Source organism: Streptomyces sp. NPDC051173, assembly GCF_040689515.1.
Classification (GTDB): domain Bacteria; phylum Actinomycetota; class Actinomycetes; order Streptomycetales; family Streptomycetaceae; genus Streptomyces.
In genome coordinates, this window is the sequence record NZ_JBFBBD010000033.1 from 1 (window position 1) to 26,349 (window position 26,349).

Annotated in this window: 28 protein-coding genes and 4 tRNA genes; 26 read left to right on the forward strand and 6 right to left on the reverse strand. The window is 71.5% G+C overall.

From position 1 onward, the window contains the following. Window positions 1-177 precede the first annotated feature (177 nt). The gene (locus AB0435_RS18690) at window positions 178-1,410 is read right to left on the reverse strand and encodes a sensor domain-containing protein (protein ID WP_366003502.1); all 1,233 of its coding nucleotides are present in this window, start codon (window positions 1,408-1,410) and stop codon (window positions 178-180) included. 172 nt (window positions 1,411-1,582) lie between these two features. Here AB0435_RS18690 and AB0435_RS18695 point away from each other — a divergent pair, with 172 nt between their 5' ends. The 12 genes from AB0435_RS18695 (at window position 1,583) to AB0435_RS18750 (ending at window position 13,094) form a co-directional block, all read left to right on the forward strand. After that, window positions 1,583-2,008: an NADH-quinone oxidoreductase subunit A gene (locus AB0435_RS18695; RefSeq protein WP_366003503.1), complete on the forward strand. Its 426-nt coding sequence runs from the start codon at window positions 1,583-1,585 to the stop codon at window positions 2,006-2,008. Continuing rightward, window positions 1,999-2,604: an NADH-quinone oxidoreductase subunit B family protein gene (locus AB0435_RS18700; protein ID WP_366003504.1), complete on the forward strand. Its 606-nt coding sequence runs from the start codon at window positions 1,999-2,001 to the stop codon at window positions 2,602-2,604. The genes AB0435_RS18695 and AB0435_RS18700 overlap by 10 nt, the downstream gene beginning before the upstream one ends. Further along, window positions 2,601-3,953: an NADH-quinone oxidoreductase subunit C gene (locus tag AB0435_RS18705; protein WP_366003505.1), complete on the forward strand. Its 1,353-nt coding sequence runs from the start codon at window positions 2,601-2,603 to the stop codon at window positions 3,951-3,953. The genes AB0435_RS18700 and AB0435_RS18705 overlap by 4 nt, the downstream gene beginning before the upstream one ends. Further along, entirely contained in the window at window positions 3,946-4,911 is a 966-nt protein-coding gene (locus tag AB0435_RS18710) for a complex I subunit 1 family protein (protein ID WP_366003506.1), read from the forward strand. The genes AB0435_RS18705 and AB0435_RS18710 overlap by 8 nt, the downstream gene beginning before the upstream one ends. Beyond that, on the forward strand, window positions 4,911-5,480 hold the full coding sequence (locus AB0435_RS18715; protein ID WP_366003507.1) for an NADH-quinone oxidoreductase subunit I: 570 nt from the start codon (window positions 4,911-4,913) through the stop codon (window positions 5,478-5,480). The genes AB0435_RS18710 and AB0435_RS18715 overlap by 1 nt, the downstream gene beginning before the upstream one ends. Next, window positions 5,477-6,118, forward strand: a complete 642-nt coding sequence (locus AB0435_RS18720; RefSeq protein ID WP_366427452.1) for an NADH-quinone oxidoreductase subunit J — start codon at window positions 5,477-5,479, stop codon at window positions 6,116-6,118. Before AB0435_RS18715 ends, AB0435_RS18720 begins: the two co-directional genes overlap by 4 nt. Continuing rightward, window positions 6,118-6,483 carry an NADH-quinone oxidoreductase subunit NuoK gene (gene nuoK, locus AB0435_RS18725; RefSeq protein ID WP_366003509.1) on the forward strand — a complete coding sequence of 122 codons (366 nt, stop codon included), beginning with the start codon at window positions 6,118-6,120 and terminating at the stop codon, window positions 6,481-6,483. Before AB0435_RS18720 ends, nuoK begins: the two co-directional genes overlap by 1 nt. Beyond that, window positions 6,480-8,471, forward strand: coding sequence for an NADH-quinone oxidoreductase subunit L (locus tag AB0435_RS18730; RefSeq protein WP_366427453.1), 1,992 nt, complete (start codon window positions 6,480-6,482; stop codon window positions 8,469-8,471). Before nuoK ends, AB0435_RS18730 begins: the two co-directional genes overlap by 4 nt. Before the next feature lie 17 nt (window positions 8,472-8,488). Continuing rightward, entirely contained in the window at window positions 8,489-10,048 is a 1,560-nt protein-coding gene (locus AB0435_RS18735; RefSeq protein WP_366003561.1) for an NADH-quinone oxidoreductase subunit M, read from the forward strand. Then, entirely contained in the window at window positions 10,048-11,577 is a 1,530-nt protein-coding gene (locus AB0435_RS18740) for an NADH-quinone oxidoreductase subunit N (protein ID WP_366003511.1), read from the forward strand. The genes AB0435_RS18735 and AB0435_RS18740 overlap by 1 nt, the downstream gene beginning before the upstream one ends. A gap of 164 nt (window positions 11,578-11,741) precedes the next feature. Beyond that, entirely contained in the window at window positions 11,742-12,605 is an 864-nt protein-coding gene (htpX, locus tag AB0435_RS18745) for a zinc metalloprotease HtpX (RefSeq protein ID WP_366003512.1), read from the forward strand. Between the two features lie 96 nt (window positions 12,606-12,701). Beyond that, window positions 12,702-13,094 carry a YccF domain-containing protein gene (locus AB0435_RS18750; protein ID WP_366003513.1) on the forward strand — a complete coding sequence of 131 codons (393 nt, stop codon included), beginning with the start codon at window positions 12,702-12,704 and terminating at the stop codon, window positions 13,092-13,094. Window positions 13,095-13,229: 135 nt separating this feature from the next. Here AB0435_RS18750 and AB0435_RS18755 read toward each other — a convergent pair whose 3' ends face one another. After that, window positions 13,230-13,718 carry a YajQ family cyclic di-GMP-binding protein gene (locus AB0435_RS18755; protein WP_366003514.1) on the reverse strand — a complete coding sequence of 163 codons (489 nt, stop codon included), beginning with the start codon at window positions 13,716-13,718 and terminating at the stop codon, window positions 13,230-13,232. Window positions 13,719-13,905: 187 nt separating this feature from the next. On the opposite strand from AB0435_RS18755, the gene AB0435_RS18760 reads away from it, so the two are divergent. Further along, window positions 13,906-13,987, forward strand: a tRNA-Tyr gene (locus AB0435_RS18760). Window positions 13,988-14,125: 138 nt separating this feature from the next. On the opposite strand, the gene AB0435_RS18765 is transcribed toward AB0435_RS18760, so the two are convergent. Both AB0435_RS18765 and AB0435_RS18770 read right to left on the reverse strand, forming a co-directional pair. Next, entirely contained in the window at window positions 14,126-14,788 is a 663-nt protein-coding gene (locus AB0435_RS18765) for an NAD(P)H-binding protein (protein WP_366003515.1), read from the reverse strand. 70 nt (window positions 14,789-14,858) lie between these two features. Beyond that, the gene (locus AB0435_RS18770; RefSeq protein WP_366003516.1) at window positions 14,859-16,133 is read right to left on the reverse strand and encodes an amidohydrolase family protein; all 1,275 of its coding nucleotides are present in this window, start codon (window positions 16,131-16,133) and stop codon (window positions 14,859-14,861) included. Window positions 16,134-16,327: 194 nt separating this feature from the next. On the opposite strand from AB0435_RS18770, the gene AB0435_RS18775 reads away from it, so the two are divergent. From AB0435_RS18775 to AB0435_RS18800, 6 genes are all read left to right on the forward strand, one after another. Then, window positions 16,328-16,400: transfer RNA gene (locus AB0435_RS18775), tRNA-Thr, on the forward strand. Between the two features lie 49 nt (window positions 16,401-16,449). Further along, window positions 16,450-16,522: transfer RNA gene (locus AB0435_RS18780), tRNA-Met, on the forward strand. 84 nt (window positions 16,523-16,606) lie between these two features. Beyond that, window positions 16,607-16,771 (forward strand): 50S ribosomal protein L33, encoded by a 165-nt coding sequence (gene rpmG, locus AB0435_RS18785; RefSeq protein ID WP_087927546.1) that lies wholly within the window; start codon window positions 16,607-16,609, stop codon window positions 16,769-16,771. A 150-nt stretch (window positions 16,772-16,921) separates the two neighbouring features. Then, window positions 16,922-17,374 (forward strand): MaoC family dehydratase N-terminal domain-containing protein, encoded by a 453-nt coding sequence (locus tag AB0435_RS18790; protein ID WP_366427454.1) that lies wholly within the window; start codon window positions 16,922-16,924, stop codon window positions 17,372-17,374. Further along, window positions 17,374-17,805: a MaoC family dehydratase gene (locus tag AB0435_RS18795; RefSeq protein ID WP_366003518.1), complete on the forward strand. Its 432-nt coding sequence runs from the start codon at window positions 17,374-17,376 to the stop codon at window positions 17,803-17,805. The genes AB0435_RS18790 and AB0435_RS18795 overlap by 1 nt, the downstream gene beginning before the upstream one ends. Window positions 17,806-18,182: 377 nt before the next feature. Continuing rightward, window positions 18,183-19,238, forward strand: coding sequence for a UDP-N-acetylmuramate dehydrogenase (locus AB0435_RS18800; RefSeq protein ID WP_366003519.1), 1,056 nt, complete (start codon window positions 18,183-18,185; stop codon window positions 19,236-19,238). Between the two features lie 10 nt (window positions 19,239-19,248). Here the strand turns inward: AB0435_RS18800 and AB0435_RS18805 are convergent, their stop codons facing one another. Together AB0435_RS18805 and AB0435_RS18810 are read right to left on the reverse strand one after the other, a co-directional pair. Next, window positions 19,249-20,268, reverse strand: coding sequence for an adenosine deaminase (locus tag AB0435_RS18805; protein ID WP_366003520.1), 1,020 nt, complete (start codon window positions 20,266-20,268; stop codon window positions 19,249-19,251). 122 nt (window positions 20,269-20,390) lie between these two features. Continuing rightward, window positions 20,391-21,635 (reverse strand): pyridoxal phosphate-dependent aminotransferase, encoded by a 1,245-nt coding sequence (locus AB0435_RS18810; protein WP_366003521.1) that lies wholly within the window; start codon window positions 21,633-21,635, stop codon window positions 20,391-20,393. Window positions 21,636-21,865: 230 nt separating this feature from the next. Between AB0435_RS18810 and AB0435_RS18815 the strand changes: the two genes are divergently transcribed. The 7 genes from AB0435_RS18815 to rplL all read left to right on the forward strand — a co-directional run bounded on the left by AB0435_RS18815 (window position 21,866) and on the right by rplL (window position 26,270). Next, window positions 21,866-21,938: transfer RNA gene (locus AB0435_RS18815), tRNA-Trp, on the forward strand. A gap of 109 nt (window positions 21,939-22,047) precedes the next feature. Beyond that, window positions 22,048-22,338: a preprotein translocase subunit SecE gene (gene secE / locus AB0435_RS18820; RefSeq protein ID WP_366003522.1), complete on the forward strand. Its 291-nt coding sequence runs from the start codon at window positions 22,048-22,050 to the stop codon at window positions 22,336-22,338. A gap of 80 nt (window positions 22,339-22,418) precedes the next feature. After that, on the forward strand, window positions 22,419-23,324 hold the full coding sequence (gene nusG, locus AB0435_RS18825) for a transcription termination/antitermination protein NusG (RefSeq protein WP_366003523.1): 906 nt from the start codon (window positions 22,419-22,421) through the stop codon (window positions 23,322-23,324). A gap of 161 nt (window positions 23,325-23,485) precedes the next feature. Continuing rightward, window positions 23,486-23,920, forward strand: a complete 435-nt coding sequence (gene rplK / locus AB0435_RS18830) for a 50S ribosomal protein L11 (RefSeq protein ID WP_366003524.1) — start codon at window positions 23,486-23,488, stop codon at window positions 23,918-23,920. Between the two features lie 169 nt (window positions 23,921-24,089). Then, window positions 24,090-24,806 carry a 50S ribosomal protein L1 gene (gene rplA / locus AB0435_RS18835; RefSeq protein ID WP_366427455.1) on the forward strand — a complete coding sequence of 239 codons (717 nt, stop codon included), beginning with the start codon at window positions 24,090-24,092 and terminating at the stop codon, window positions 24,804-24,806. A 406-nt stretch (window positions 24,807-25,212) separates the two neighbouring features. Then, a complete protein-coding gene (rplJ, locus tag AB0435_RS18840; protein WP_361521904.1) occupies window positions 25,213-25,776 on the forward strand; it encodes a 50S ribosomal protein L10 in 564 nt (187 codons plus the stop codon). A gap of 110 nt (window positions 25,777-25,886) precedes the next feature. After that, window positions 25,887-26,270: a 50S ribosomal protein L7/L12 gene (gene rplL / locus AB0435_RS18845; RefSeq protein WP_366003526.1), complete on the forward strand. Its 384-nt coding sequence runs from the start codon at window positions 25,887-25,889 to the stop codon at window positions 26,268-26,270. The last annotated feature ends 79 nt before the right edge of the window (window positions 26,271-26,349 follow it).

Below are 26,349 nucleotides of genomic sequence, written 5' to 3' on the forward strand. Positions count from 1 at the left end.
ACCTCCCAGCGGTAGCTGGGGGAGTTTGAGGACGCGCCCGCAGGGCGCTGGGGTCCGGGGTCTCCCCGGTTTCGGGAAGGGGCGGGGTAGGGGAACAAGCCCGCCGTTGGGGGCACCTCCCAGCGGTAGCTGGGGGAGCAAGCAACCCGCCGCCCGACAACGCCGAGCAACCAAGAACTACCGGTCACGCCAAGGCAACTCCGCCGTCACCACCGTAGGCCCGCCCACCGGCGACTCCACCACGAACAGCCCGTCCACCGACCCCAGCCGCTCCGCCAGGCCCGCCAGCCCGCTGCCGGAGTCCGTCGACGCGCCGCCCTTGCCGTCGTCGCGGACCTGGATGAGCAGGCGGTCCTGCTTCCGCCACAGCTCGATCTCGGCGGTGCGGGCGGCGCTGTGCTTGCTGATGTTCTGGAGGAGTTCGGAGACCGTGAAGTAGGCGATGCCCTCGATCGCCGGCGCGGGCCGGGCAGCCAGGTCCACCGAGACGCTGACCGGCACGGTGCAGCGGGCCGCGACCGACGACAGCGCCGCGTCCAGGCCGCGGTCCGTCAGGACGGCCGGGTGGATGCCGCGGGCGAGGTCGCGCAGTTCCTGGAGGGCGAGCTTCACCTCGCCGTGCGCCTCGTCGACCATCCTCGCCGCGGCCTCCGGGTCCTCCAGCACCTTCTCCTTCGCCAGGCCCAGCCCCATCGCGAGCGCCACGAGGCGGGCCTGGGCGCCGTCGTGCAGGTCGCGTTCGATGCGGCGCAGGTCGGCGGCCGCGGTGTCCACGACGATGCCGCGGTCCGACTCCAGCTCGGCGACCCGCCGTTCCAGCTCGCTGGACGGGGACAGCAGCCCGCGCACCATGGCCCGGTCCACGTTCGCGAGCCCGCGCGCCAGGTGGCCGAGAACGGGCCACGCGACGAACAGCGCGCAAAGGGTCACGCCGAAAGTGAGAACACCCCATGGCAATCGTATGAACGAGTACAGCGTCGCCCGCCAGGCCACCGGGTCCTTCACCGCCGCCCACGTCCAGGCGAGGAACCCCTCGTTCCGGGGGTGCCGCGACAGCGGGATCGGCTCGTCGATCCGGACGCCCAGCAGACTTCGCGCCCGTCCCCGCTCCAGCCGGCCGAGGCCCCGCGCCCCGAGCAGTCCGACCGCCAGCACCGGCAGCCCGATCACGGTCACCGACAGGGCCGCGCCCGCGTACAGCCACAGCGACACATAGACGAAGCCCGCGATTCCCACCGGCAGATCGAGCAGGAGGTGGGCGACTTCCCGCCACGTCGAGGCGTCGAAGGCGAAGCGGACGGGCGGCAGCCGGTCCTGGTCGGACCCGGCCCCGCCGTCACGGGGGGTCGTGGGGCCGGTGCTCCCGGTGATGCTTCCGGTGGTGCTGCGTGCGGCACTGCTGGCGGTCATACGCCCAGCCTGCCGGGCCGGACGGGCCGACGCCATGGGGGGCGTGGGTGCGCCCGGGTGGGGATAACCCCACCTCCCGCCGGACAGCGCTTCTCATCGTGACCTTGTCAGGGCCTAGACTCCCGTGCGTAAAGAATCGTCGAAATGTGCTGGACAGGGAGCGAGGGCGGACGTGCCGGAGGCCACCGTGCGCACCGACAGTGCGGGCGTCCCCGACGTCCAGCTGGCGACGGACTACTTTCACAGCTATTCGGTCGTCGGACTGCTCGCGGTCGTCGGCGTGCTCTTCGTCGCCGTCGCCTTCGCGTCCGGGCGGCTGCTGCGGCCCGTGGTGCCGACACCCGAGAAGCTGCTGACGTACGAGTGCGGCGTCGACCCCGTCGGCGAGGGCTGGGCACACACCCAGATCCGCTACTACGTCTACGCCTTCCTCTACGTGATCTTCGCGGTGGACTCGATCTTCCTGTTCCCCTGGGCGACGGTCTTCGCCGCGCCGGGCTTCGGCGGCGCCACGCTCGTGGAGATGTTCATCTTCCTCGGCTTCCTGGCCGTGGGTCTGTTGTACGCATGGAAGAAGGGCGTCCTCGAATGGACGTGACACCGGTGGACCTGCCCGAGCCCCGACGGCTGGGCGCCCTGTCCCGGCTCGCGCCCGAACCCATGAAGGTGGTCCTCAACTGGGGCCGCCGCTACAGCCTGTGGGTCTTCAACTTCGGCCTCGCCTGCTGCGCGATCGAGTTCATCGCCGCGTCCATGGCCCGGCACGACTTCATCCGGCTCGGCGTCATCCCCTTCGCCCCGGGCCCCCGCCAGGCGGACCTCATGATCGTCTCGGGCACGGTGACGGACAAGATGGCCCCCGCGGTCAAGCGGCTGTACGAGCAGATGCCGGAGCCGAAGTACGTCATCTCCTTCGGCGCGTGCTCCAACTGCGGCGGCCCGTACTGGGACTCGTACGCGGTGACCAAGGGGGTCGACCAGATCATCCCGGTCGACGTCTACGTCCCCGGCTGCCCGCCCCGCCCCGAGGCGCTGCTCCAGGGCATCCTCAAGCTCCAGGAGAAGATCGCCCAGGAGTCCCTGCGGGACCGCTACGCCACCGCCTCCGGCCCGTCGGCCGCGGCCCTGAAGAGCGGCCTGGTGACGCCGCCGCCGGCGCCGGGCGCGGCCGACTCCGGGGAGGCCGGACGATGAGCGAGCCCACGAACCCGGACGAGCGGCATCCGGCCTCCGCCGATGACGGGGCCGCACAGGACGAGGCCGCCGGTGCGGCTCCGCAGGACGAGGCTCCTGAGCCCGCCGCCGAGGCGGCCGCGCCGCCCGTCGGCTGGCTGCCGCGCGGCGCCGATGAGCTGTTCGGCGAGGGCGCGAGCGCCGAGGAGGCGTACGGGCTGCTCACCGTCGACGTGCCCGCCGCCGCGTGGCTCACCGCGCTCGAAACGGCCCGCACCACGCTGGGCTGCACGTTCTTCGACTGGCTGAGCGCGGTCGACGAGCCCGGTACGGGCTTCCGCATCTGCGCCCACCTCGTGGCCCTGCCGGGCCCGGACGGCGGGGTGCGCCGCCTCGTCCTGCGCACCACCGTGCCGCACGACGAACCCGCGCTGCCGACCGCGACCGGCGTCTACGCCGGTGCGGCGTGGCACGAACGCGAGACCCACGAGATGTTCGGCGTGGACTTCACCGGGCACCCCCACCTCGTACCGCTGCTGCTCCCCGAGAACTTCGAGGGGCACCCCCTGCGCAAGGACTTCGTGCTGGCGGCGCGCGTCGCGAAGGCGTGGCCGGGTGCGAAGGAACCGGGCGAGTCCGAGGGCGGCGGCCCCAAGCGCCGCCAGATGCTCCCGCCGGGCGTCCCCGACCCCAACGAGTGGGGCCCCCTCAAGGGCCAGCTCCCCCCGGCCCCGGCCCGCCCGGCACGCGGAGCCCGCGCGGCGGGCGCACCCGCCGCGGGGGACCGCCCCGTACGGCGGACCCGCGGCGTCAGCGACCCGACGACGGAACCGGCCCCGCCGACGGAACGCCCGGCTCGTCGCAGCCGCAGCGTGAGCGAAGGCTCTGCGAGCCAGCAGGCCGGTGCGGAGGAGATGCCGCCTGCGGCGGACGGCTCGGCGAGCCGTCCCGCTGCGCGCCGTTCGCGCAGCGTGAGTGAGGGTTCGGCGAGTCAGCAGGCCGCCGAGTCGGCTCCGGCTGTGGACCGGCCCGCGCGTCGTAGTCGCAGCGCGGCCGACGGTTCCGCGAGCCAGGGCGCGGCGCCCCGTGCACAGAGCACCGCGCCACAGTCGTCCGATGCCCCGTGGCACCACGCCCGCCCCGCGTTCGAGGACGACAAGACCCCGCCTGCCCCGGCGGAGCCCGCACCCCCCGCGGCAGCGGAACCCGTACCCCCCGCGGTAGCGGAGCCCGCAGCAGCGCAACCCGCGGCCGCGGACACCCCGGACACCCCGGACCAGCCGGCCGGTCAAGAGCGGCCCGCCGACGGCCCGGAGACGGCCGCCGGCGCCCGGCCCGAGACGACGGAAGGAGGTGACGCTCGTGAGTGACACCCTCGACGTCGCGCTGCGTCTCGTCGCCGTGTTCGCCGTCTTCCTCGTGCTGCCGCTGGCGATCGGGCAGACCGAGCACAAGGTCATGGCCCATATGCAGGGGCGGCTCGGGCCGATGTACGCCGGTGGGTTCCACGGCTGGGCACAGCTCGTCGCGGACGGCGTGAAGTTCGCGCAGAAGGAGGACGTCGTGCCCGCGGGCGCGGACCGGCGGATCTTCCAGCTCGCGCCGGCCGTTGCCCTCCTGCCGTACCTCCTGGTGCTGATCGCGATCCCGGTCGGGCCGGGCAACGCCGTCGGCCAGTTCATCGACGCGGGCATCTTCTTCGTCCTCGCCGTCATGGGCGTCGGCGTCCTCGGCTCGCTGATGGCCGGCTGGGCGTCCGCGAACAAGTTCTCGCTGCTCGGCGGCCTCCGCACCGCCGCCCAGCTGATGGCGTACGAGCTGCCGATGCTGCTCGCGGCGGCCTCGGTCGCCATGGCGGCGGGCACGGTCTCGCTGCCGGGCATCGTGGATGCCTTCCACTGGTGGTGGGTGCCCTGGCAGGTCGTCGGCGGCCTCGTCTTCTTCACGGCCGGGCTCGCCGAGCTGCAACGCCCGCCGTTCGACATGCCGGTGGCCGACTCCGAGATCATCTTCGGCGCCTACACCGAGTACACCGGCCTCCGCTTCGCGCTCTTCCTCCTCTCCGAGTACGCGGGCATCGTCGTCCTCTGCGGTCTGACGACGGTCCTCTTCCTCGGCGGCTGGCACGGCCCGTTCGGAGCCGACGGCCTCGGCTGGCTGTGGACGCTGCTCAAGACGCTCGTCCTCGCCTTCGTGGTCATCTGGCTGCGCGTCACCTATCCCCGAATGCGTGAGGACCAGCTGCAGAAGCTGGCCTGGACGGTCCTCATCCCGCTCGCCCTGGCGCAGATCGCGCTGACCGGTGTCGTCAAGGTGGTGATCCAGTAATGCCGCTCCCCGGTACCGGCCTCGCCAAGGGCCTCGCCGTCACCCTGCGCACGATGACGAAGCGTTCGGTCACGGCCCAGTACCCGGACGTACAGCCCGAACTGCCGCCCCGCACCCGCGGTGTCATCGGCCTGTTCGAGGAGAACTGCACGGTCTGCATGCTGTGCGCCCGTGAGTGCCCGGACTGGTGCATCTACATCGACTCCCACAAGGAGACGGTGCCCCCGGCGGTCCCCGGCGGCCGCGAGCGCAGCCGGAACGTCCTCGACCGGTTCGCCATCGACTTCTCGCTCTGCATGTACTGCGGCATCTGCATCGAGGTGTGCCCCTTCGACGCGCTCTTCTGGTCCCCGGAGTTCGAGTACGCGGAGACCGACATCCACGACCTCACCCACGAGCGCGACAAGCTGCGCGAGTGGATGTGGACGGTGCCGGAGCCGCCCGCGCTGGACCCGGCGGCCGAGGAGCCGAAGGAGCTCGCGGCGGCCCGCAAGACCGCGGAGAAGATGGCGGCCCAGCGGGACAAGGAGAAGGAGAACGAGAAGGAGAAAGAGGAGGGAGAAGCGTGACCGGCACCGCAGCGCTCGCCGCGCAGGCGCACGGCACCCATACCCTCGCCGCGCAGACGCACGGCTTCCTCTCGACGTCCGGCGTGGAGGTCGTCTTCCTCCTGGTCGGCCTGGTCACCCTCGGGGCGGCCCTGGTCACCGTCACCACCAAGCAGCTGGTGCACGCCGCGCTGTGGCTGGTGGTGACCCTCGGCGGGCTCGCGGTCGAGTACCTCCTGCTCACGGCGGAGTTCATCGCCTGGGTGCAGGTGCTGATCTACGTGGGCTCCGTCGTCGTCCTGCTGCTCTTCGGGCTGATGCTCACGAAGGCGCCCATCGGCCGCTCCCCGGACGCCGACTCGGCCAACCGCTACCCCGCCCTCGGGGTCGCGGTCGCCGCGGCCGTCGCCCTGGTGTGGGTGGTCGCCGACGCCTTCCGTACGACCTGGATCGACCTTGGTGGTGCCCCGCAGGGCACCACCAAGGTCTCCGGAGAGATCCTCTTCCGGCACTGGGTGCTGCCCTTCGAGGCCCTGTCGGTGCTGCTGCTCGCGGCCCTCGTCGGCGCGGTCGTCCTCTCGCGGCGCAAGGCCGACGCCAAGGCCGACGCCGAAGCCGACGCCGGGACGGCCGGGAGCAAGGCAGGGGGGAAGCGCTGATGCACCTCGTCTATCCCGCCGTCCTCGCCGCCCTCCTCTTCTGCACCGGCCTCTACGGCGTGCTCGCCCGGCGCAACGCGATCCTCGTCCTGATGTCGGTCGAGCTGATGCTCAACGCCGTCAACCTCAACCTCGTCGCCTTCGACGTGTGGCTGCGCGACACGCTCCACGCGGGCCAGGCGCTCACCCTCTTCGTCATCGCGATCGCCGCCGCCGAGATCGGCATCGGCCTGGCGATCGTGCTGCTCGTGTACCGCAACCGCGGCACCGCCGACATCGACCGGCTCCGCGACCTCGACGAGGACGCCCCCGGACCCGACGCCGGACCGGATGACCGCGAGGAGAAGGCGGAGGCCGCCGCGTGACGACCACGACCACCGCCGTACTCGTCCCCCTGCTGCCCTTCCTCGGCGCCGTCGCGGGCCTCCTGCTCGGCCGCCGCGCGCCCGGCTTCGTACGGCCCCTCGCCGTGCTGCCGACCCTCGCCGCGGCCGTGCTCGCCGTCGTCGTCGCCTGCCGGCAGGGCGGGGGAGAGCCCCTCGACGCCGCCACGCGGCTCACCCCCACCGGGTCCGTGCCCATCGACCTCGCGCTGCACCTCGACGGCTTCGCCGTCCTCGTGGCCGTGCTCGTCGGCGTCGTCGCGACCTGCGTCCAGCTCTACTCGACGGCCTATCTGCGCGACGACCCGCGCTACCCCTCCTACGCGGCCCTCGTCTCCCTCTTCACCTCCGCCATGCTGCTCGTCGTCTACTCCGGCGACCTCATGGTGCTGCTGGTCGGCTGGGAGATCATGGGCATCTGCTCGTACTTCCTGGTCGGCCACTACTGGGAGACCGAGGCCGCGCGCAGCGCCTCGCTCAAGGCGTTCCTGGTCACGAAGCTCGGCGACGTGCCCTTCCTGATCGGCATCCTCGCGCTGGCCGCCGATGCCGGAACGTTCCGGATCAACGGCATCCTCAGCGCCGTCGCCGCAGGCTCCGTCGGCCACCCGACGCTCATCGCGCTGCTGCTGCTCGCGGGCGTCGCGGGCAAGTCCGCGCAGTTCCCGCTGCACACCTGGCTGCCCGACGCGATGGCGGGCCCCACGCCCGTCTCCGCGCTGATCCACGCCGCGACGATGGTCGCCGCCGGTGTCTACTTCGTCGCCCGGCTCCTCCCGCTCTTCACCGCCTCCTCGGCGGCGCTGGTGGTGCTCGCCGTGATGGCGGCGGTCACGATGGTGGGCTCGGCGCTCGCCGCGCTCGCCCAGGACGACATCAAGCGCGTCCTCGCCTACTCGACCGTCGGCCAGCTCGGCTACATGACCGGCGCCCTCGCCGTGGGCGACCGCGACGCGGCCGTCTTCCACCTCATCACCCACGGCGCGTTCAAGGCCCTCCTCTTCCTCGGGGCAGGCGTGATCATCCACGCCGCCGGCACCAACTCGCTGGGCGCCATGGCCCGCATGGGCGGCCTCGCCAAGCGCATCCCCGACGCGTACTGGACGATGACCGTCGCCCTGCTCGCGCTCGCCGCGATCCCCCCGTTCAGCGGCTTCTTCTCCAAGGAGGCCGTCCTCGGCGCGGCCGAGCACGCCACCGGCGCGGACGCGCACGGCATCCCGCACGCGGCCGGCTGGACCGTCCTCGTCGCCGGGCTGCTCACCGCCCTCCTCACCGCCGCCTACGCCACCCGGCTGTGGCTGCGCGCCTTCCACGGCAAGGGCCCCGAGGCCCCCGACCACGGCAGGCAGCCCGCCGTCATGAACGCCGTCCTGTGGGTCCTCTTCATCCCCACCCTCGGGCTCGGCCTGGCCGCGTGGAAGCTCCCCGGCTTCTTCGACGGCCGCTCCCTCACCCCGGCCCTCACCACCTCCGTCCTCGGCACCGGCGCCGCCCTCGTCGGCGTGCTGGTCATGTACGCCGCCTGGCGGCGCACCGCCCCCCTCGCGGCCCGTGCGCCCCTGGGCGCCGTCGCCGCCGACCCGGACGCGGCCCCCTACGTCTCCGAGGAGGAGACCATCGCCACCCACGTGGCGGCCTACGGCCACATCGCGGGCGCCCACGACCCGGCCGACCCCGGCCGCCTCCTCCTCGGCCCCCTGCACCGCCACGCCGTCGCCGGCTTCCACCTCGACGCCGTCTACTCCGCCCTCTTCGTACGACCCGTGCGCGCCGCCGCCCGGCTCGTCCGCTACCTCGACCGCGAGGTCGTCGACGCCTACGTCAGCGGCGCCGGAAGCGCCCCCCGCCTGCTCGGCGCGGCCGTCCGCCGCGCCCAGACCGGCAATGTGCAGACCTATCTCAGCGCCCTGCTCGCCGGCTCCGTCGTCCTGGCCGTCGCCGCCGTGCTCGTAGCCACCGGAGCCTGACCGTGAGTCATACCGTCATGCAGACCCTCCTCGCTGCGACCGTCGTCGTCCCCCTCCTCGGCGCCGTCGCCGCCCTGCTCCCGGCACCGCCCGGCCTCAAGGGCAGCAGCCCGGAGCAGGCCGTGCTCCGCCACGGCGTCACCGTCACCGGCGTGGTCCTGGCCCTGACCGTGGCCCTCGCCGCGGGCTTCGACCACGACCACCCCGCGCGGATGCAGGCCACCACCGACATCAGCTGGATCCCCGCCCTCGGCATCCGGATCCACCTCGGCGTCGACGGCGTCTCGCTCCCCCTCCTCGTGCTCACCGCGCTGCTGACCTTTCTCAGCGCGGTCTACAGCTACTTCAAGATGCCGTCGGGCCCGTCTCCCAAGGCATTCGTCGCGCTGCTCCTCGTGCTCGAGGCCGGCACCCTCGCGAGCTTCGCCGTCCTCGACCTGGTGCTGTTCTTCCTGGCCTTCGAGATGGTGCTCATCCCGATGTACTTCCTCATCGCCCGCTGGGGCGGCGACGGCAGGGAGCGCGCCGCCTGGCGGTTCATCCTCTACACCCTGCTCGGCTCCGTCGTGATGCTGCTCGGCCTCCTCCTCATCGGCATCAAGGGCGGCACCTTCGACATGGTGGCACTCGCCACTGACAATGGCTCAGGGCTCAGCCACACCACGCAGGTCGTCGCCGTTCTGGCCATCGGCACCGGACTGGCCGTCAAGGCCCCGATGTGGCCCTTCCACAGCTGGCTGCCCGACGCCCACACCGCCGCCCCGACCGTGGGCTCCGTCCTCCTCGCGGGCGTCCTGCTGAAGATGGGCACGTACGGCTTCGTCCGCATCGTCCTGCCCATCGCCCCCGAGGGCGCGCACACCTTCGCGCCCTACCTCGCCGCCTTCGCGGTCGTCGGCATCATCTACGGCTCGCTGGCCTGCCTCGCCCTCGCCCGCCGCGGCGCCAAGGGCGACCTCAAGCGCCTGATCGCCTACTCCTCGGTGGGCCACATGGGCTTCGTCCTCCTGGGCATCGCCACCCTCACCCCCACCGGCGTCAACGGCGCCCTCTTCGCCAACATCGCCCACGGCCTCATCACCGGCCTCCTCTTCTTCCTCGTCGGCGCCATCAAGGACCGGCACGGCACCAGCGACCTCGACGCCCTCTCCGGCGCGACCGGCGCCGCGCTCTACGGCAGGGCACCGCGCCTGGGCGGCCTCCTCGCCTTCGGCGCCGTCGCCTCGCTCGGCCTGCCCGGACTCGCCGGGTTCTGGGGCGAGATGCTCGCGATGCTCGGCTCCTTCCACCCCGCCGAGGGACTCAGCCGCCCCGCCTACCTCACCTACATGGCGCTCGCCGGCCTCGGCACGCTGCTCACCGCCGCGTACATGCTGATCGTGGTGCGCCGGGTGTGCATGGGCGGCGACGGCGACGGCAGGCCCGGGGGCGCGCCCGCCCTCACCGACGTCCAGACCTACGAGTTCGCCGCCTGGACCCCCCTCGTCGCCCTCACCGTCCTCGCCGGACTCTGGCCCGCGGCCCTCCTCGGCCTCACCGACCCGGCCGTTCAGCAGCTCCTCCGAGGAGGCAACTGATGGTCCCCCTCGCCGGAAGCGCGGTCCAGTCCGTCGACTGGCTCGCCATCGCCCCGCCCACCGTCGTCGCCGTGACGGCGCTCGTCGTCCTGGTCGCCGACCTCTTCCTCCCCGCGCGGAAGAAGCCGCTCCTCGGCGGGATCTCGATCGCCGGCCTCACCCTCGCCGGGCTCTCCCTGCTGCCGCTCCTCGACGGCGACCGCTCCACCTTCTGCCTGACGTCGGGCACGCGCGCGTGCAGTTACACGGCGGACCACTTCACCCTCGTCATCCAGTTCCTCGTGCTGGGCGGCGCCCTGCTGACGGCCCTGCTGTCCGTCAGCGACCTCGTCGACTTCGCGCTCCCCTCGGGCGAGTTCTGGTTCCTGCTGCTGTCCTCCGTCGCGGGCGCGGCCCTGCTGCCCGCCTCCCGGGACCTCGCGACCCTCGTCGTCGCCCTCGAAGTGGCCTCCCTGCCCGCCTTCGCCCTCGTCGGCCTGCGCCGTGACGACAGCCGCTCCTCCGAGGCGGCCCTGAAGTTCTTCCTCTCCTCGGTCGCCGCCACCGCCGTGACGCTCCTCGGCGTCAGCTTCGTCTACGCCGCGACCGGCACCCTGCACCTCACCCAGGTGGCCGACGCCCTCACGCACGTGGACCCGCGCCTCGGCACCCTCGCCCAGGCGGGCGTGGCCCTGACGCTCGTCGGCTTCGCCTTCAAGACCGCCGCCGTCCCCTTCCACTTCTGGGTGCCCGACACCTACGTGGGCGCCCCGCTGCCCATCGCGGCCTATCTCTCGGTCGTCGGCAAGGCGGTCGGCTTCACCGGCCTCATCCTCGTGACGGTCGTCGCGTTCCCGTCCTACGCGGACGTCTGGGGACCGGCCCTCGCCGTCCTCGCCGCGCTCACCATGACCATCGGCAACGCCGGCGCCCTGCGCCAGCGCCCGGACCGCACCCGCAGCGCCGTGCGCCTCCTCGCCTGGTCCTCCGTCGGCCAGGCCGGCTATCTGCTGGTGCCGATCGCGGCCGCCGGATACACCGACGACCCGGGCCACGCCATCGGCTCCACCGTCGCCTACGCCCTGATGTACGCGGCCGTGAACCTCGGCGCCTTCGCCGTCGCCGCGCTCGTCGCCCGTACGCACCCGGCGCACCGCGTCGCGGACTACCGGGGCCTCTACGCCCGCAGCCCCCTGGCGGCCCTGGCGCTCGGCTTCTTCCTGCTCTGCCTGGCCGGCCTGCCGCCCGGCATCATCGGGCTGTTCGCCAAGGTCACCGTCTTCTCCGCGGCCGTGGACGCGGGGCTGGGCTGGCTGGCGGTCGTCATGGCCGTCAACGTCGTGATCGCCCTCTACTACTACCTCCAGTGGACGGCGCTGCTCTTCCGCGCACCGGAGGCGCAGGAGGGACACGAGGGCCAGGAGGCGGAACGGCCCGTGCGGATCCCGCTGCCGCTGGCCGCCGCGACGGCGCTCGCGGCCCTCGCCGGCATCGCGCTGTCCGGCGCCCCGCAGCTCGTCCTGCGCTTCGCCTCGGGGGCGTTGCTGTAGGCGCCCTCACCCGTACGGCCCAGGCGCCCCCTCGCGCGCGCAAGGGAACCAGCGGCCTTCGTCTGGCGTTGATCGGTCAGGAAGGTTCCACTGGAGGCTCCACTGCGAAGTGGCAGCGCACCACCGCAAAGGGTTCCCCTGCCGCACGATTTGGAGGGCGTACCGTGCACCGCCGGCACAACGGGCTCAGGACCGCAGTCCTCCTCGGGGGGCTGTCCGCGCTCATCATCGCCATCGGCAGCCTCTTCGGGCGCATGGGCCTGGTCGTCGCCGTCGTGGTGGCGCTCGGTACGAACGCCTACGCCTATTGGAACAGCGACAAGCTGGCCCTGCGGGCGATGCGGGCCCGGCCGGTGAGCGAGTTCGAGGCGCCGCAGCTCTACCGCATGGTGCGCGAGCTCTCCACGGCCGCCCGCCAGCCCATGCCCCGGCTGTACATCTCACCCACCGAGGCGCCCAACGCCTTCGCCACCGGCCGCAATCCGCGCAACGCCGCCGTCTGCTGCACCGACGGCATCCTGCGCCTGCTCGACGAGCGCGAGCTGCGCGGCGTCATCGGCCACGAGCTCAGCCATGTCTACAACCGCGACATCCTGATCTCCTCGATCGCGGGCGCGCTCGCCTCGGTGGTGATGTTCCTGGTGAACTTCGCCTGGCTGATCCCCTTCGGCAGATCGGACGACGACGAGGGCCCCGGCATCGTCGGCATGATCATGGTCATGCTGCTGGGCCCCATCGCGGCCTCCCTCATCCAACTCGCCGTCAGCCGCTCGCGGGAGTACGAGGCGGACGCCTCCGGCGCGCGCCTGACCGGCGACCCGCTGGCCCTCGCCGCCGCCCTGCGCAAGCTCGAAGCGGGCACCCAGCGGCTCCCGTTGCCCCCCGAGCCGCGCATCGAGACCGCGAGCCACATGATGATCGCGAACCCTTTCCGGGCGGGCGAGGGGCTGTCCAAGCTCTTCTCCACCCACCCCCCGATGGCCGAGCGCATCAGCCGCCTCGAAGGCATGGCGGGCCGCCGGATCTGACCGCGGCCGCCGCCCCGGGCGTCCCCGCGCAACCACCCTCAGCCGCGCGAGCGTCCTGCTCGCCAGAAGCTGGTTTCGCGTGGGAGGCTGTTTTTCATGAGGTTCATCCTGAATGTCATCTGGCTGGTCCTCTGCGGCCTTTGGATGGCGATCGGCTATGTGGTCGCGGGTCTGATCTGCTGCGTTCTGATCGTCACGATCCCTTTCGGGATCGCTTCTTTCCGCATCGCGGGCTTCGCCCTGTGGCCTTTCGGGCGGACGACCGTGGAGCGGCGCGACGCCGGGGCGGGCTCGCTGATCGGCAATGTCATCTGGCTCGTGTTCGCGGGCTGGTGGCTGGCGCTCGGGCACATCTTCACCGGTATCGCCCTGTGCCTCACGATCATCGGGATTCCGCTGGGCATCGCGAACTTCAAGCTGATCCCGATCTCCCTGATGCCGCTGGGCCGCGAGATCGTCCCGACGGACCGCCCCTTCGCCACCCGCTGAGCGGCACACCGACGCGCGGGCGGAGCGCCGCACGGACGACGAGGGCGCGCCGGGGAGGATCACTCCCCGACGCGCCCTCGTCGTCACGACGCCCCTGGCCACGGCGGTCCGTGGCCGGTGCGGCCGGCGGTGGTTCTAGCGGTAGTTGACGAACTGGATCGCGAAGTCCAGGTCCTTGCCCTTGAGGAGGGCCTGGACCGCCTGGAGGTCGTCACGGCTCTTGGAGCTGACGCGCAGCTCGTCGCCCTGGACCTGCGCCTTGACGCCCTTCGGGCCCTCATCGCGGATGATCTTGGCGACCTTCTTCGCGTTCTCCTGCGAGATCCCCTCCTCGACCGAGGCGAAGATCTTGTACTCCTTGCCGGAGGGCTGCGGCTCGCCCGCGTCCAGGGACTTCAGCGAGATGCCCCGCTTGACCAGCTTGGTCTCGAAGATGTCGAGGACGGCCTTGACCCGCTCCTCGGCATTGGCACGCATCTCGATCTTCTCGCCGGACCACTCGATCGAGGCGCCGACGCCCTTGAAGTCGTAGCGCTGCGAGATCTCCTTGGCGGCCTGGTTGAGGGCGTTGTCGACCTCCTGCCGCTCGACCTTCGAGACGATGTCGAAACTGGAGTCGGCCATATTGAGTTGGCTCCTCATACGTAGATCCATCAGGGGGTACGGCCCGTGGCCGCTCCGCAAGCCTAGTCACCCGGACCCCGCGCGAGGGGTGATGAATCGAGTGGCGGAGCACCCCTGGTCATCGGGTATGGTTTACGTCGTTGCCACGGAGCACCACCGCGAGGCGGAATCCGGGGCGGCAACCCTTGGCGGTGTGCCCGAGTGGCCAAAGGGAGCAGACTGTAAATCTGCCGGCTCAGCCTACCCAGGTTCGAACCCTGGCGCCGCCACATGTGAAGGACCTTCTCCTCGGAGAAGGTCCTTCTGTGTTTTCCGGATACCTCGCGGATTCCCGGGCCGATTCCCGGCCCGCGGGCAGAATGTGATCTCCCGCACTTTCCCGGGAGTGGCTCGTTCGGCCCCCCGGCTCAGCCCTCCGCCACGCCCTTCACCGCCTCGTCCACCGGCGTGTCGCCCGCGATCAGCTCCAGCGTGCGCCCCGCCGTGCCGGGCTCGGCCAGCAGCGCCGCCAGGACCGCCGCCACGTCGTCCCGGGACACCGCGCCGCGGCCCGTCGCCTCGCCCAGGGCGACCCGGCCCGTACCGGGCTCGTCGGTGAGGCTGCCCGGCCGCAGGACCGTCCAGTCCAGCCCGGCCCGGGCCCGTACGTCCGCGTCGGCCGCGCCCTTCGCCCGGAGGTACGCGGCGAAGACCGGGTCGGTGCCCTCCGGGGGCTCGCGGTCGGCGCCCATCGAGGAGACCACCAGGAAGCGCCGGACCCCCGCCGCCTCCGCCGCGTCGGCGAACAGGGCGGCCGCGCCGCGGTCCACGCTGTCCTTGCGCTCCATGCCGCTCCCCGCCCCCGCCCCGGCCGCGAAGACGGCCGCGTCGGCGCTCTCCAGATGCCGGACGATGTCCGCGACCGACGCCGACTCCAGATCGCACACGACCGGCTCCGCGCCCGCGGCGAGGAGGTCCCCGGCCTGCTCCGGCCTGCGGATGATCCCCGCGACCTCGTCCCCGCGCCCGGCGAGCAACCGCTCCAGCCGCAGCGCGATCTGACCATGTCCACCAGCGATGACAATGCGCATGATCCGACCGTACGCGCCACGGCCCGCGCCGCCACGCGGAAGGGCGCGAACCGGCCTGATCAGGCGCCCCTCAGGAGGGCTCGCCGCCGCGCGAGGCCTGCCGCGGCAGCTCCAGTGCCGCCGCGGCCGAGGAGTCGCAGTACTCCCGCACTGCGCTGGTCCGCGCCACCACACGCCCCCGGTGCACCACCAGACGGCTGTACGCGAGCGACAGCACGCCCTCGATCCGCCGCCCCCGCACGGCCAGGAGCTCCGCGGGGAAGCCCGCCTCGACCCGGACCGGGGGCAGCCCCATCGCGGCCCGCGCGCCGCCGCTGACGGCCTCGTAGGCCTCCTGCGGGCGCAGCTCGCCCCGCGAGGCCAGCAGGAAGGCGGCCTCCAGCGGGTCGCCGCGGCCGACCGGGTTGGCCGCGTCCCGCAGCGCCCCGCTGCCGGCCGTCACCCGCACCCCGGCCGCCCGCAGCAGCCGCACCGGCGCGCAGCGCGAGACCCGGGCCCCGCGCTGCTCCAGGGCCGCGCAGTCGCCCTGCGGCAGGCACACCACGGTCACCCCGGCGGCCGCCAGCTGCTCGGCGGCCCGCACGGCCTGCTCGTACGGGAGCCGGGCCAGGCCGCCGCAGGGGCCGAGGGAGACGCCGGGGCGCAGGCCGCCGGCCATGGCGGCGAGGCGCGCGAGCCGGGCGGGGTCGGCGCCGTCGGTGTGCAGGTCGACGGCACAGCCGTGCTCGGCGGCGAGGTCCAGGACGGCCTCGGCGTAGCCGGTGGGGTCGGGGTCGAGGTCGGGGCAGCCGCCCACGGCCGCGCCCATCTTCACGGCGTCCCGCAGCATGGCCAGCCCGTCGGCCCCCGCGACCCCGGTGAGCAGCCGGGGGACCGCCACCGTGGTCAGGTCGGTGAGCCCGCGCAGCGCCCGTCTCGCCTGGAGGACGGCTTCGAGCGAGCGCAGGCCCTGGACGTCGCCGATCCGTACGTGCGAGCGCAGCGCGGTGGCGCCGTGGCCGAGCTGGAGCAGGGCGGCCTCGGTGGCGCGGCGCTGGACGTCCTCGACGGAGCACGGGACGGGTCCGTCGGCGTCCGCCGTGAGCGCGGTGTCGCCGTGGCCGTGGGGCTCGGCGGGGGCGGGCAGCAGCAGATAGCCGCCGAGGTCGACGCGCGGCCCGGGGGCGAGGCTGCCGGAGGTCCCGACGGCCTCGATGGTCCCGCCGCTGAGCCGTACGTCCACGGTGCGGCCGTCGGCGAGCCGGGCGCCGCACAGCACCAGGGCGCTGTCGCCGGGCGCGGCGCCGGGGACGGGCGGGGTGTCACCCCCGGGGTTTCTCGGGGGCTGCGGCTGGCTGTCGGGCATCGCGCTCCTCCGGGGTCCGGGGCGTGCATGATCACGCAGCGTGTTCCGAGCCTAGGGCGCGTTCGGATCGGCTTCGAGCAGGTGACGAATAGTCGTACTGGTGTGGTGTGAGAGGGGCGGGAAGAGCCCTTCGGGGCGGCCGCCGGATACGGATTTCACCTTCGGCGGCCAACCGTGTAATGTCTTCCTCGCTCGCCCCAATAGCTCAGTCGGCAGAGCGTCTCCATGGTAAGGAGAAGGTCTACGGTTCGATTCCGTATTGGGGCTCTGGTGTGTGAGGTTCCTCGCCTTCGGGCGGGGATCTCTCCCGCATCAAAGCGGTGTAGCTCAGTCGGTAGAGCAAGCGGCTCATAATCGCTGTGTCACCGGTTCAAGTCCGGTCACCGCTACATGTAGTAGCCGATTGTGGGGTCGGTCCTCCGGTCGGCTACTCTTGTCTGCGTTCATCCGTCCATCCGTCAAGGAGCACTCACGTGGCTGCCACCGACGTCCGCCCGAAGATCACGCTGGCCTGCGTGGAGTGCAAGGAGCGGAACTACATCACCAAGAAGAACCGGCGTAATGACCCGGACCGTCTTGAGATGAAGAAGCACTGCCCGCGCTGCAAGGCGCACACTGCGCACCGCGAAACGCGCTAGACACAGGCTCGTTCATGAGGCCGTCCCCAGATCCTGGGGGCGGCCTCATGGCGTATCCGCGACCGTTCGCGGAATCGGCGCCGGTTCCCCCGGATCCCGTGAACCGGTTCCCACGAATCCATCGCAGCCCACTCAGGAGGTGCCGAGCCCATGGCACTCGACCAGTCCTTCGTCGGACGGACCTATCCGGCCACCGAGCCGTACGAGGTCGGCCGGGAGAAGATCCGCGAATTCGCCGAGGCCATCGGTGATGCCAATCCGGTCTACACCGACCCCGAGGCCGCCAAGGCGCTCGGTCACCCGGATGTGATCGCTCCGCCGACCTTTGTGTTCGCGATCACCTTCCGGGCCGCCGGCCAGGTCGTCCAGGACCCGCAGCTGGGCCTGGACTACGACCGAGTGGTGCACGGCGACCAGAAGTTCGCCTACACCCGCCCGGTCCGCGCGGGCGACCGGCTGACGGTCACCTCCAAGATCGAGACGATCAAGTCGATGGCGGGCAACGACCTGGTGACCGTCCGTGGCGACGTGCACGACGAGTCCGGTGAGCATGTGGTGACCGCGCACACGATGCTGGTGGCGCGCGCCGCCGAGGAGGCGTGATGGCAGCGAGCATTTCCTACGACGACGTCGAGGTCGGCACCGAACTGCCGGTGCAGTCCTTCCCGGTGACCCGGGCCACTCTCGTCCGCTACGCGGGCGCCTCGGGCGACTTCAACCCGATCCACTGGAACGAGAAGTTCGCCAAGGAGGTCGGGCTGCCGGACGTCATCGCGCACGGCATGTTCACCATGGCCGAGGCGGCTCGCGTGGTGACGGACTGGACCGGCGACCCGGGCGCGCTCGTGGAGTACGGCGTGCGGTTCACCAAGCCGGTCGTCGTGCCGAACGACGACGAGGGCGCGGTCATCGAGGTCGGCGGCAAGGTCGCGGCCAAGGATGACGAGTCCCGCACGGTCCGCGTCGACCTGCTGGTCAAGAGCGCAGGCCAGAAGGTCCTGGGCATGTCCCGTGCGGTCGTCAGGCTCGCCTGACGCCACCGTCCGGAACGTTCGAAGTAAGGGGCACTCGCCGTGGGCGGGTGCCCCTTACTTCAGTCCCCGAGCCGCGCCCCTGACGGGCCCCGTCAGGGGCGCGGGGAACTGCGCGACCAGCCCCGTACGCCCCGCAGTCGCACACGGAGCTCACGCGGCGCCTCAGCGGGCGCAGCCGAAAACCGGATCATCCCCGGCAATGGGCCCGGGCGGAGCCCTGACGCACGCCCCGCAGCCGCGCACGGCGCTCACGCGGCACCTCGGCGGGCGCGGCCGGATCGCCCCGGCAACGGGTAAGGGCGGAGCCCTGGCGCAAGGCCCCCCGAGCAGGGGTGACCCACAGAGGGCGGCTCAGCGCAGCGTTTACGCTGGGGCGCGTGCAGGAATTCCACGATGCCCCCCTCGCCCCCCTGACCACCTTCCGCCTCGGTGGCCCCGCGACCCGCCTGGTCACCGCCACCACCGACGACGAGGTGATCGCGGCCGTACGCGAAGCCGACGTGGCGGGCACCCCGCTGCTGATCATCGGCGGCGGCAGCAACCTGGTCGTCTCCGACAAGGGCTTCGACGGCACCGCCCTGCGCATCGCCACCACCGGCTTCACCCTCGACGGCACCGACCTCGAACTCGCCGCCGGTGAGAACTGGTCCGACGCCGTGGCCCGCACCGTCGAGGCCGGGCTCGCCGGCATCGAGTGCCTCGCCGGGATCCCCGGCTCCGCCGGCGCCACCCCGATCCAGAACGTCGGCGCGTACGGCCAGGAGGTCTCCGCGACGATCACCGAGGTCGTCGCCTACGACCGCCGCGCCGACGAGGTCGTCACCCTCGCCGCCGAGGAGTGCGCGTTCTCCTACCGCCACAGCCGCTTCAAGCAGGACCCCACGCGCCACGTCGTGCTCCGCGTCCGCTTCCGGCTGGAGGACGCGGGCGGGCTGTCCGCGCCGCTCAAGTACGCCGAGACGGCCCGCGCCCTCGGCGTGGAGGCGGGGGAGCGCGTCCCCGCGGCCAAGGCCAGGGAGACGGTGCTGAAGCTGCGCTCGGGCAAGGGCATGGTGCTCGACCCGGAGGACCACGACACCTGGTCCGCGGGCTCCTTCTTCACCAACCCGATCCTCACGGAGGCCGAGCACGCCGCGTTCCTGGAGCGGGCCGCCGAGCGGCTCGGCGCGGGCGTCCTGCCGCCCTCGTACCCGGCGGGGGAGGGCTTCATGAAGACCTCCGCGGCCTGGCTGATCGACAAGGCCGGCTACACGAAGGGGTACGGCGAGGGCGCCGCCCGCATCTCGACGAAGCACACCCTGGCGCTCACGAACCGCGGCGGCGCCACCACGGAGGACCTGCTGGCCCTCGCCCGCGAGGTCCGGGACGGCGTCCACGCGGCGTTCGGCGTGACCCTCGTCAACGAGCCGGTGACGGTGGGCTGCGCGCTCTGACGCGCCCGCCCTACGCCGTCAGCCAGCCGTCCACGCCGGACAGCAGCTTCTCCCGGACGTCCTCCGGGGCCCGTGACGCACGGATCGACTGGCGGGCCAGTTCCGCCAGTTCCGCGTCCGTGAAGCCGTGGTGCTCCCGCGCCACGTCGTACTGCGCGGCCAGCCGCGAGCCGAAGAGCAGCGGGTCGTCCGCGCCGAGGGCTATCGGCACGCCCGCCTCGAAGAGCACCCGCAGGGGCACGTCGGACGGCTTCTCGTAGACGCCCAGCGCCACGTTCGACGTCGGGCAGACCTCACAGGCCACCCCGCGCTCCGCGAGCTTGCGGAGCAGCCGGGGGTCCTCCGCGGCGCGCACGCCGTGCCCGACGCGGCCCGCGCGCAGGTCGTCCAGGCAGTCGCGGACGCTGCTGGGGCCCGCGAGCTCGCCGCCGTGCGGCGCGGCGAGGAGGCCGCCTTCCCGGGCGATCTCGAAGGCGCGGTCGAAGTCACGGGCGAGGCCGCGCCGCTCGTCGTTGGAGAGCCCGAAGCCGATGACGCCGCGGTCGGCGTAGCGCACCGCGAGCCGGGCCAGCGTGCGGGCGTCGAGCGGGTGCTTCATGCGGTTCGCGGCGACGATGACGCGGATGCCGAGACCGGTGTCGCGGGACGCGCTGTCGACGGCGTCGAGGATGACCTCCAGCGCCGGGATCAGCCCGCCGAGCCGGGGCGCGTACGAGGTGGGGTCGACCTGGATCTCCAGCCAGCCCGAGCCGTCGCGCACGTCCTCCTCGGCGGCCTCGCGCACCAGCCGCTGGATGTCCTCGGGGGAGCGCAGGCAGGACCGGGCGATGTCGTAGAGCCGCTGGAAGCGGAACCAGCCGCGCTCGTCGGTGGCGCGCAGCTGGGGAGGCTCGCCGCCACTGAGCGCCTCGGGCAGGTGCACCCCGTACTTGTCGGCCAGCTCCAGCAGGGTCGACGGGCGCATGGACCCGGTGAAGTGCAGGTGCAGATGGGCCTTCGGCAGCGTACGGACGTCGCGAACGTTCTCCATCGGCCGATACTGCCGCATGGGACGGGGTGACCGGAAGGCACTTTCCCTGATCGGGGACGGAACCGAAAGCAAATACGGGCCCCCGGCCGCAGCCGGGGGCCCGTATCGGGGGAGCGCCGTGCCTACTTGGCCTCCGCCAGCAGCTTCTGGAGCCGGGAGATGCCCTCGACCAGGTCCTCGTCGCCCAGGGCGTAGGACAGGCGCAGGTAGCCCGGCGTGCCGAACGCCTCGCCCGGCACCACCGCGACCTCGACCTCGTCGAGGATCAGCGCGGCCAGCTCCACCGAGGTGGCGGGCCGCTTGCCGCGGATCTCCTTGCCCAGCAGCCCCTTCACGGACGGGTAGGCGTAGAACGCGCCCTCCGGCTCCGGGCAGACGACGCCGTCGATCTCGTTGAGCATCCGCACGATGGTCCGGCGGCGGCGGTCGAAGGCGGTGCGCATCTCCGCGACGGCGTCCAGGTCACCGGAGACCGCGGCCAGGGCGGCGATCTGCGCGACGTTGGAGACGTTGGAGGTGGCGTGCGACTGGAGGTTGGTCGCGGCCTTGACCACGTCCTTCGGGCCGATGATCCAGCCCACGCGCCAGCCCGTCATCGCGTACGTCTTGGCGACACCGTTGACCACGATGCACTTGTCGCGCAGCTCCGGGACGACCACCGGCAGGGAGCAGAACTCCGCGTCGCCGTAGACCAGGTGCTCGTAGATCTCGTCCGTCAGCACCCACAGGCCGTGCTCGGCGGCCCAGCGGCCGATCTCCTCGACCTGCGCACGGCTGTAGACCGCGCCGGTCGGGTTCGAGGGGGAGACGAAGAGCAGGACCTTGGTCCGCTCGGTGCGGGCCGCCTCCAGCTGCTCGACCGAGACGCGGTAACCGGTGGTCTCGTCGGCGACGACGTCGACCGGCACACCGCCCGCGAGGCGGATCGACTCCGGGTAGGTGGTCCAGTACGGGGCGGGCACGACGACCTCGTCGCCCGGGTCGAGGATCGCGGCGAAGGCCTGGTAGATGGCCTGCTTGCCGCCGTTGGTGACGAGCACCTGGGAGGCGTCGACCTCGTAGCCGGAGTCGCGCAGCGTCTTGGCGACGATCGCGTTCTTCAGCTCGGGCAGGCCGCCCGCGGGGGTGTAGCGGTGGTACTTCGGAGTGCGGCACGCCTCCACCGCGGCCTCGACGATGTAGCCGGGGGTCGGGAAGTCGGGCTCGCCCGCGCCGAAGCCGATGACCGGGCGGCCGGCGGCCTTGAGGGCCTTGGCCTTGGCGTCCACGGCGAGGGTGGCGGACTCGGAGATCGATCCGATACGGGCCGACACCCGGCGCTCGGTGGGGGACTGTACGGGGGGCTCGGAAGGAGTCGCAGCGCTCATGCAGGCATCGTCGCAGACCGGGCGGGACCGGGGCACACGCGTTGTCCGCAGTGCCACCGTCGTGGGCCCGGCCCGCCCGTGCGGCGCCTGGGCCGTGGGCGCCCCGGGTGGCGCTGTTCGACGCGGGCCCCCGGAGCACGTACACTCATCCGTCGTTGGCCCCTCACCAGCACGTCCGCTGCACGCACACCGTGCGTACGCCGGGATGCGGTAGGTTGGGGGAACCACAAAGGGTCGTAGCTCAATTGGTAGAGCACTGGTCTCCAAAACCAGCGGTTGGGGGTTCAAGTCCCTTCGGCCCTGCTACACGCATCGTTTCCAGGGTGCGTGCATGCGTACGTACTGAAATGCACCGCCGTGCGGCTCAACCGGGCGCGGCACGGCTCACGACCCGGATTCAGGTGAGGACGTAGTGACGGAAGCCCTGGGCTCCACCGCGACGCCTGAGAGCGGTCGTCCCGAGGACGAGGTGGCCTCCAAGAAGGGCCGCCGTGGCGGGAAGCGCGGGAAGAAGGGCCCCTTCGGCCGCCTCGCGCTGTTCTACCGCCAGATCGTCGCAGAGCTCCGCAAGGTCGTCTGGCCCACGCGGAACCAGCTTTCGACGTACACCACAGTCGTGATCGTCTTTGTCGTCATCGTCATTGGCCTGGTCACCGTGATTGACTATGGGTTCTCCAACGCCGTCAAGTACGTCTTCGGCTGAGCCCGCGCGTAGGGCGGCTGCTCCTCGGAGAGCCGCCCCTTCGCTCGTTCCACCCCTTGAAGCCAGGAAGAAGCAGCCACGTGTCTGACCCGAACCTGAACGACGCCGTCGACTCCGTCGAGGCGGCAGAGGCCGACGTGGTCGCGGCTGCCTCGGCCGAGGTCGAGGGCGACGCTGCGGCCATCGCTGACGAAGAGGGCGCGCAGGAGATCGTCGAGAACGCCGACGGCGCCGACGAGCTCGACGCCGAGGACGCCGCCGCCGGCGAGCCCGCCGAGCAGGCCGCCCTCCACATCGAGGACGACGCCGAGTCCGAGGCCGCCGCCGCGGTCGAGGCCGACGAGGTGCCCGCCGAGGAGCAGGCTCCGGTCGACCCCGTCGCCGCGCTCCGCGACGAGCTGCGCGGTCTGCCCGGCGAGTGGTACGTCATCCACACCTACGCGGGCTACGAGAACCGCGTGAAGACCAACCTCGAGCAGCGCGCCGTCTCGCTCAACGTCGAGGACTACATCTTCCAGGCCGAGGTGCCGCAGGAAGAGGTCGTCCAGATCAAGAACGGCGACCGCCGCACCGTCCGCCAGAACAAGCTCCCCGGCTACGTGCTGGTGCGCATGGACCTGACGAACGAGTCCTGGGGCGTCGTCCGCAACACCCCGGGCGTCACCGGCTTCGTGGGCAACGCCTACGACCCGTACCCGCTGACCCTGGACGAGATCGTCAAGATGCTCGCCCCGGAGGCCGAGGAGAAGGCCGCCCGCGAGGCCGCCGAGGCCGAGGGCAAGCCGGCGCCGTCCCGCAAGGTCGAGGTCCAGGTGCTGGACTTCGAGGTGGGCGACTCGGTCACCGTCACGGACGGCCCGTTCGCGACGCTCCAGGCCACGATCAACGAGATCAACGCCGACTCGAAGAAGGTCAAGGGCCTCGTCGAGATCTTCGGCCGCGAGACCCCGGTCGAGCTCAGCTTCGACCAGATCCAGAAGAACTAGTTCTTCCTGGACATACGCCTCCGAACAGGTCAGACCGGCTGCTCGCAGCCTGTCTGACCTGCTCGGTTTTTGGCCGCAGCATGTTACCTGTTACCGTGGTGTGGTATGCCTGTGCGCACTGTGCGCGGGCAAAAAACTCTCACTAGGACCCGGAGAGAGCAATGCCTCCCAAGAAGAAGAAGATCACAGGGCTGATCAAGCTCCAGATCAGCGCCGGTGCCGCGAACCCGGCTCCGCCGGTCGGCCCCGCGCTGGGTCAGCACGGCGTCAACATCATGGAGTTCTGCAAGGCCTACAACGCCGCGACCGAGTCGCAGCGTGGCATGGTCGTGCCGGTGGAGATCACGGTCTACGAAGACCGTTCCTTCACCTTCGTGACGAAGACCCCGCCGGCCGCGAAGCTGATCCTCAAGGCCGCGGGCGTGGAGAAGGGCTCCGGCGAGCCGCACACCAAGAAGGTCGCGAAGATCACCCGCGACCAGGTGCGTGAGATCGCCACCACCAAGATGCCCGACCTGAACGCCAACGACCTGGACGCCGCCGAGAAGATCATCGCCGGCACCGCCCGTTCCATGGGCGTCACGGTCGAGGGCTGACGAACGAGTTCGCGCAGTGGCCGACCGAGCGCAGCGAGGTCGTCCGCGTAGCGAGCGAGTGAGGAAGCCCGAGCGACAGAGCGAGGGCTGACAGCCTCCCACCCGCAGTAACCGTGGAAGGGCCCAGCGCGGTCCGTACCACGACTCCATTCACCACTGAGGAGAAGCAGTGAAGCGCAGCAAGACTCTCCGCGCTGCGGACGCCAAGGTCGAGGCGGAGCGCCTGTACGCCCCCCTCGAGGCCGTCCGTCTCGCGAAGGAAACCTCCGCCACCAAGTTCGACGCGACCGTCGAGGTTGCCATGCGCCTGGGTGTCGACCCGCGCAAGGCCGACCAGATGGTCCGCGGCACCGTGAACCTTCCGCACGGCACCGGTAAGACCGCCCGGGTCCTGGTCTTCGCGACCGGTGACCGTGCTGCGGCCGCGGAAGCCGCCGGCGCCGACATCGTCGGCTCCGACGAACTGATCGACGAGGTTGCGAAGGGCCGTCTGGACTTCGACGCCGTCGTCGCCACCCCGGACCTCATGGGCAAGGTCGGCCGCCTCGGCCGCGTGCTCGGTCCGCGTGGTCTGATGCCGAACCCGAAGACCGGCACGGTCACCCCGGACGTGGCGAAGGCTGTCACGGACATCAAGGGCGGCAAGATCGAGTTCCGCGTCGACAAGCACTCGAACCTGCACTTCATCATCGGCAAGGTGTCGTTCGACGAGACCAAGCTGGTCGAGAACTACGCCGCCGCGCTCGAGGAGATCACCCGCCTCAAGCCGTCCGCCGCGAAGGGCCGCTACATCAAGAAGGCGTCCATCACGACGACCATGGGCCCCAGCATCCCGCTGGACTCCAACCGCACCCGCAACCTCCTGACCGAGGACGAGACGGTCTGAACTGACCGCTCGTAGCGAGTGATCGTTGCAAAGAGCCGGGCCCCGCACCTCTCCAGAGAGGCGCGGGGCCCGGCTCTTTTGCGTGATACCAGCGCGATGCCAGTGCGGCACCGAGGGCGGCAGGAGCGCCTGAGGGTGGCCGATTTGCCTCGGGCTGCCCGTTCACGTACCTTGTTCCAGAAGCCAAAGACCGCTGGTCGTTGCTGTGCCTTCGTAGCGAAGGTGTGGTGGCCGAAGGATCCGCTAGCTGCGGGCGACCTGCGCAGGTGATTTGTGGATGAACTCCCGGGAGGACCTCTGGTCCGGCCGGTCGAGTACACGCCCCGAGCGCCTGCGCCGGGGCGTTTCGTTTTGCCCAGGTCCCTTCGCGTAGCGGTCCGAATCACCCGGAAGGAGGCCGAGGCTCATGGCGAGGCCCGATAAGGCTGCCGCGGTTGCCGAGCTGACGGACAAGTTCCGCAGCTCCAACGCCGCTGTGCTGACCGAGTACCGCGGTCTCACCGTGGCGCAGCTCAAGACGCTGCGTCGTTCGCTCGGTGAGAACGCCCAGTACGCCGTGGTGAAGAACACGCTGACCAAGATCGCGGCCAACGAGGCCGGGATCACGCTGGAGGACGAGCTCTTCGCTGGTCCGACGGCTGTTGCCTTCGTCACCGGTGACCCGGTGGAGTCGGCGAAGGGTCTTCGTGACTTCGCCAAGGACAACCCCAACCTGATCATCAAGGGCGGTGTCCTTGATGGCAAGGCGCTGTCCGCCGATGAGATCAAGAAGCTTGCGGACCTCGAGTCCCGCGAGGTTCTGCTCGCCAAGCTGGCGGGCGCCATGAAGGGCAAGCAGTCCCAGGCTGCCGCGCTCTTCCAGGCGCTTCCCTCGAAGTTCGTCCGCACCGCGGAGGCGCTTCGTGCCAAGAAGGCCGAGCAGGGCGGTGCCGGTACGCCGGCTCCCGTCGAGGCCGAGGCTGCCGAGTAATTCGGGCTCACGCCTGAACCACTCGCGCCCGTCACGGTCGCAGCGGGCCCGTAGTACGCCCGCCGAAATGTACATCCGGCACCAGCCGAATTAGTGGAAGGACCGCCATCATGGCGAAGCTCAGCCAGGACGACCTGCTCGCCCAGTTCGACGAGATGACCCTCATCGAGCTCTCCGAGTTCGTTAAGGCCTTCGAGGAGCGCTTCGACGTCACCGCCGCCGCCCCGGTCGCCGTTGCCGCCGCCGGTGGCGCCGCTGCCGCCGCCGAGGCCGTCGAGGAGCAGGACGAGTTCGACGTCATCCTCACCGCCGCCGGTGACAAGAAGATCCAGGTCATCAAGGTCGTGCGCGAGCTGACCTCCCTGGGCCTGAAGGAGGCCAAGGACCTCGTCGACGGCACCCCGAAGCCGGTCCTCGAGAAGGTCGCCAAGGACGCCGCGGAGAAGGCCGCCGAGGCCCTCAAGGGCGCCGGCGCCTCCGTCGAGGTCAAGTGACCCTCGGAGTCTGCTGACTCTCTCCTGCGCGGCCCGGCACGTCCGGGCAGCGTATAAGTTTCAAGGGCGATCACCCATG

What these genes read in the sequence shown, in the direction of transcription:
- AB0435_RS18690 (WP_366003502.1), bottom strand. Translation starts at nt 1,410, where the DNA reads ATGACCGCCAGCAGTGCCGCACGCAGCACCACCGGAAGCATCACCGGG.
- AB0435_RS18700 (WP_366003504.1), top strand. Translation starts at nt 1,999, where the DNA reads ATGGACGTGACACCGGTGGACCTGCCCGAGCCCCGACGGCTGGGCGCC.
- AB0435_RS18705 (WP_366003505.1), top strand. Translation starts at nt 2,601, where the DNA reads ATGAGCGAGCCCACGAACCCGGACGAGCGGCATCCGGCCTCCGCCGAT.
- AB0435_RS18715 (WP_366003507.1), top strand. Translation starts at nt 4,911, where the DNA reads ATGCCGCTCCCCGGTACCGGCCTCGCCAAGGGCCTCGCCGTCACCCTG.
- nuoK (WP_366003509.1), top strand. Translation starts at nt 6,118, where the DNA reads ATGCACCTCGTCTATCCCGCCGTCCTCGCCGCCCTCCTCTTCTGCACC.
- AB0435_RS18735 (WP_366003561.1), top strand. Translation starts at nt 8,489, where the DNA reads ATGCAGACCCTCCTCGCTGCGACCGTCGTCGTCCCCCTCCTCGGCGCC.
- AB0435_RS18740 (WP_366003511.1), top strand. Translation starts at nt 10,048, where the DNA reads ATGGTCCCCCTCGCCGGAAGCGCGGTCCAGTCCGTCGACTGGCTCGCC.
- AB0435_RS18750 (WP_366003513.1), top strand. Translation starts at nt 12,702, where the DNA reads ATGAGGTTCATCCTGAATGTCATCTGGCTGGTCCTCTGCGGCCTTTGG.
- AB0435_RS18755 (WP_366003514.1), bottom strand. Translation starts at nt 13,718, where the DNA reads ATGGCCGACTCCAGTTTCGACATCGTCTCGAAGGTCGAGCGGCAGGAG.
- AB0435_RS18765 (WP_366003515.1), bottom strand. Translation starts at nt 14,788, where the DNA reads ATGCGCATTGTCATCGCTGGTGGACATGGTCAGATCGCGCTGCGGCTG.
- AB0435_RS18770 (WP_366003516.1), bottom strand. Translation starts at nt 16,133, where the DNA reads ATGCCCGACAGCCAGCCGCAGCCCCCGAGAAACCCCGGGGGTGACACC.
- AB0435_RS18790 (WP_366427454.1), top strand. Translation starts at nt 16,922, where the DNA reads ATGGCACTCGACCAGTCCTTCGTCGGACGGACCTATCCGGCCACCGAG.
- AB0435_RS18795 (WP_366003518.1), top strand. Translation starts at nt 17,374, where the DNA reads ATGGCAGCGAGCATTTCCTACGACGACGTCGAGGTCGGCACCGAACTG.
- AB0435_RS18805 (WP_366003520.1), bottom strand. Translation starts at nt 20,268, where the DNA reads ATGGAGAACGTTCGCGACGTCCGTACGCTGCCGAAGGCCCATCTGCAC.
- AB0435_RS18810 (WP_366003521.1), bottom strand. Translation starts at nt 21,635, where the DNA reads ATGAGCGCTGCGACTCCTTCCGAGCCCCCCGTACAGTCCCCCACCGAG.
- rplK (WP_366003524.1), top strand. Translation starts at nt 23,486, where the DNA reads ATGCCTCCCAAGAAGAAGAAGATCACAGGGCTGATCAAGCTCCAGATC.
- rplJ (WP_361521904.1), top strand. Translation starts at nt 25,213, where the DNA reads ATGGCGAGGCCCGATAAGGCTGCCGCGGTTGCCGAGCTGACGGACAAG.
- rplL (WP_366003526.1), top strand. Translation starts at nt 25,887, where the DNA reads ATGGCGAAGCTCAGCCAGGACGACCTGCTCGCCCAGTTCGACGAGATG.